3 protein-coding genes are annotated in these 4335 nt (G+C 66.0%); all 3 read right to left on the bottom strand.

Annotated elements, in window-relative coordinates:
- Positions 1-5: 5 nt before the first annotated feature.
- Positions 6-464, bottom strand: coding sequence for a YbaB/EbfC family nucleoid-associated protein (locus tag ACWY4P_RS50835; RefSeq protein ID WP_456207601.1), 459 nt, complete (start codon positions 462-464; stop codon positions 6-8).
- A gap of 22 nt (positions 465-486) precedes the next feature.
- Complete coding sequence (locus ACWY4P_RS50830; RefSeq protein WP_456207600.1) at positions 487-3696, bottom strand: AAWKG family protein; 3210 nt, start codon at positions 3694-3696, stop codon at positions 487-489.
- A gap of 75 nt (positions 3697-3771) precedes the next feature.
- Entirely contained in the window at positions 3772-4275 is a 504-nt protein-coding gene (locus ACWY4P_RS50825; protein WP_456207599.1) for a type VII secretion system-associated protein, read from the bottom strand.
- Positions 4276-4335: the final 60 nt, after the last annotated feature.

The following is a 4335-nucleotide window of genomic DNA, read 5'->3' as shown; positions in this document are numbered from 1 at the left end:
CAGGCCTACCTCCGGTCCCCGTCCTCGTGGATCTCGTCTCGCAGCCGGTCACTGGAACGGCCGTGCGCGGTCCCGCCCCTCGACGCGGTGTCCGCGAGCGGTGCGAAGATCTCGCCCCACTCGATGCCGACACCGTCGAGGCGGGGGGCGCCGCTCACGCTGTCGGACAGCGGCCGGAACGTGTCCATGACCGTCTGGGCCATCTGCGCCTGGGCCTGCGTCACCGCCTCCATCACCGAGGCCGCGAGCTGCGCGGCGCCCATGGTGCGGTACTTGCCGTCCAGGAACTTCACATCGGTGACCTGTCCCTGCGCGCTGACGGTCGCCTCGACCGCGCGGTCCCGCGACCGCACGGTGACGGAGGCCGTGCTGAGCTGTGCCTTGGCCTGGGCCACGGCCTGCTGGGTCCGCTCCATGTCGGCCATGGCCTTGGCCAGCCGCTCCTTGATCGATTCCTTCTTCATCAGCTTGCCTCCCTCGCCGCTCTCAACGCCCGATGACGGCCGGTGCGCCGCCCTCGTCCGTGCCCCAGACGTCCTCGTCCTCCTCCACCCACCCGGCCCGTTCGCGGTCGGAGCTCTGGGTCTGCGGCTGGCCGCCGCCCATGCCGCCGCCCATCGGCGGGGCGAAGGGCATACCACCGGCGGTGGACATCCCGCCGCGACGGGCGGCGACGATCTCCTCCTCGTCCTGGGTCGAACCGGACGGCCGAGGGGTACCGACGCGCCGCACGATGGGCTGGCCGGCGTCGTCGAACACCCCGCGGACCCGCTCGGTGTCGCCGGAACCCGCGCCGCCGCTGATGGACCCGTTCATCCGGGTGCCGGGTGGCAGCATCGGCATGCCACCGGGCGAGCCGCTGCCGCCCGAGCCGTATCCATTGCCGGACGGATCGCCGTTGTACGGGGTGGTGTCGTACAACTCTTCCTCATTGCCGCTGCCGTACAGGCCGTCGTACGAGGAAGAGCTCGACGGCGAGTGAAGGTTCGTGGAACCGCCGAGGTTGCTCGGCAGGGTCTCACCCGACTCGATCGGAGTGGTGGTCGTCGTCCCGTCGGGCTGATGATTGGTGATCAGGCCCTTCTCCGGGTCGATCCTGGTGCTGCTGCCGTCGGGGAATTCGGTGGTGAGGGTCCCGTCCCGTTCCAGGGTCGTGATGCTGCCGTCGCTGTTGGTGATCGAGTCGCCGGGACGCAGACTGTCGACGTCCGTCGAGCCGTCCGGCAGGACCGTGGAGACGTCGCCGCCCGGCACATCGATGGTCCGTGAGGACCCGTCCGGGTACTCCAGGGTGACCGTGCGGTCGGGGTTGAGGGTCGTCGTGCCACCGCTGCGGTCGAGCGAGGGGCTCTGGTCGCCGTAGTCGGAGGGCAGGTCCGGGCTCTCGTACCGCCGCACGTTCCCGCCGCCGAGCTCCCGGGTCTGGCTCTCGTAGCGCTTCTCCGCCTCGGCCTGGCGCTCTTCCTGTTTGCGCTCCTGCTCGGCCTGTTTGGCCTCGGCCTCCTGCTGCTTCTGCTCCTGCTTCTGTTCCTGCTCCGCCTGCTTGGCCTCCTGCTCCTGCTCCTTCTGCTCCTGCTTGGCTTCCTGCTCCGCCTGCTTGGCCTCGGCCTTGCGCTCCTGCTCGGCCTGCTTCTGCTCCTGTTCCTTCTCTTTCTGCTCCTGCTTGGCCTCCTGCTCGGCCTGCTTGTCTTCGTATTCGCTCTCGGTCTGAATGCGCTTCTGTTCCTGCTCGGCCTGTTTGGCCTCGGCCTCCTTCTCCTTTTCCTCCTGCTTGCGCTCCTGCTCCGCCTGCTTCTCCTCGGCCTTGCGCTCCTGCTCGGCCTGTTTGGCCTCCTGCTCCCTCTCCTTCTCCTCCTGCTTGGCCTCCTGCTCCGCCTGCTTCTTTTCCTGTTCCTTCTTCTCCTGCTCGCGTTCAGCGCGCGCCAAGGTAGTAGCAGCCAACTGCTGTGCCTCTTGCTCCTTGTACCGCTCCTCCTGCTTCTGCTCCTGCTCGGCCTGCTTCTGCTCCTGCTTGGCCTCCTGCTCCGCCTGCTTGGCCTCGGCCTCCCTCTCCTTCTCCTCCTGCTTGCGCTCCTGCTCGGCCTGCTTGGCCTCCTGCTCCTTCTCCTTCTCCTCCTGCTTGGCCTCCTGCTCCGCCTGCTTGGCCTCGGCCTCCCTCTCCTTCTCCTCCTGCTTGCGCTCCTGCTCGGCCTGCTTGGCCTCCTGCTCCTTCTCCTTCTCCTCCTGCTTGCGCTCCTGCTCCTTCTCTTTCTCCTCCGCCTTGCGCTCAGCCTCTTCCTGCTTCTTCTCCCACTCCTTCTCCTTCTCCTCGGCCTTACGCTCGGCCTCCGCCTGCTTCTCCTCCCATTCCTTCTGCTTCCTCTCCCACTCCTCTTCCTTCTTCTTGTTCTCCTCCTCGAGCTTCCTCTTCTCCTCCTCGGCCTTGGCCTTCTCCTGCGCCGCCTGGTCCTTGGCGAACTCCTGGCTCAGGCTGGTCGTCTCCGTGTCGATCTTTTTCGGCAGGTCCTGGTCGTTCACGGAGTTCTGAATGGCGAGGACGGCTTCCTTGCCCGCCGTCCCGAGCGTGTCCACGACAGACTGCTGCCACTTCTTGATGGCCTCTTCGCCGATCTTCTTCCAGGTCGCCTTGTCCTCGAGCTGGCCGTATGTCGGGTGGTCGCCGTGGAATCCGTCCAACTTCACCGCGTGGTACGAGTCGTAGTACTCGTATCCGTAGTCCTCGTAGTAACGGACCTTGGTGATGTTGTTGTCCCAGATCCACTCCGAGACGTCCAGCAGGATGTCGTGGAGCCAGCGCAGCGGATTTCCCATGGCCAGCTGCCAGCTGTTCCATTTGGTGTACAGCCCGTTGCTGGCGTTGTAGATGTCCTGCCGGTACTTACGGAGTTCGTTCCCGTACTTGGAACCGGTGCCTTCGACGGGAATCTGCTCGCTGTACGACTTGTAGTTGCGCGTCATCCCGTGGATCATGTCCCGGAAGACCCCGGCGGCCATCCCCTTCCAGGACGCGTCCTCCTTGCCGAGGTCGAACTCCCAGTCCCGAAGGTCGTCGTACCGGTTTTTGAAGAAGCGCGCGGCCCGGTCGAGGGCGTCGGCGGACCTGTAGAAGGAATCCAGGTCCACCGCGTCCTTCTCGTTGACCCTCAGGCCATACCATTCGAATCCGGTGGTCTTGTTGTTGTTGAGCAGCCACTGCAGGGCCATGCCGCCGCCGTAGCTGTAATGCGACAGGCCGACGTTGCTCCAGACCGTGTCCTTCGACTGCCCCTCGAAGTCCTTGCCCAGCTTGCTGCTGAACTCCGAGCCCACGACCACTCCGCCGGCCGGGGGGTCGTCCGCGCCGCTGGTGCCGAGCAGGGTGATGCGGGCCTGCTTCATCACGACCTTCGTGCCCGGGGACGCCGCGCTGATGGGGCCGTGCTTCCCGGAGTAGAACGGGATCACGAAGTCCGTGTTGTTGATGCGCCAGCCGGAGTTCTCGGTACGCCACGACATGTTGTCGACCGCTTCGACGATCGCGTTGGAGGGCTCGCCGTCGTAGTCGGAGAACTCCAGCCGCATCAGCGGGATGTCGTTGTTGCCGATGAGACTGTCGAAGAGGTCCGCCCGGGCCGGCAGGGCGACGCCCGTCAGCACATGAACAGCCCTGGCCCACCAGTCGTTGTCGGAGTGGGCGACGGGGACTTTCTTGGACATGGCGGAGGACCTCCGGCGGGCCGGTCAGCGGGGTGGGGGCGGGCGGAAACGGGGATGCGGAGGGACGCTCAGTCGTTACTCGTTCTCGTCGTCGTCGCCACCGCCGGAGCTGCCGCCGCCGAGGTCGTCGTCCACGTCCTCGAAGATGTCCAGGAATTCCTGACCGTCGATGGAGATCAGGTTGCCGCCCTGGGTCGCGAACAGCGTCTCGAGGGTGGTTCCCAGGTTGTCCTCGATGTCCCCGAAGAGCTTGGCCTGCTCTTCGTAGATCTCGACGATGTTCTCCGCCATCGTGGCGAGGCTCTTGTTGAGTTTCGCCACCTGCCCGTCGACTTCGCCCTGCTGGAGCATCCAGCCGAGTGCCAGCGGCTTCCCCGCCTGGTAGGAGTCGAACTCGTCGAGGCTGATGTCCTCGCTGCCGATCAACGCGCCCATCGAGGGACCGAACGTGGGGTCGTCCTCGGTGATCTTGCGAAGCTCGTCCTTGAAGGGCAGCACACGATTGTCGAGGAAACTCTGGAGACCGGCCTTGTCCATGGTCAGCTTGCCGGTCTTGTCGTTCGGATCCTTGGTGTCCACTCGGAAGTCCTTCCCGCTGGGGGTGTGGTGGGCGGGCCGGCCGCGGGGGCCGGCCGCCGG

The sequence above is a fragment of the Streptomyces sp. LZ34 genome (genome assembly GCF_053890475.1).
This window is presented reverse-complemented; position numbering and strand designations above follow the sequence as displayed.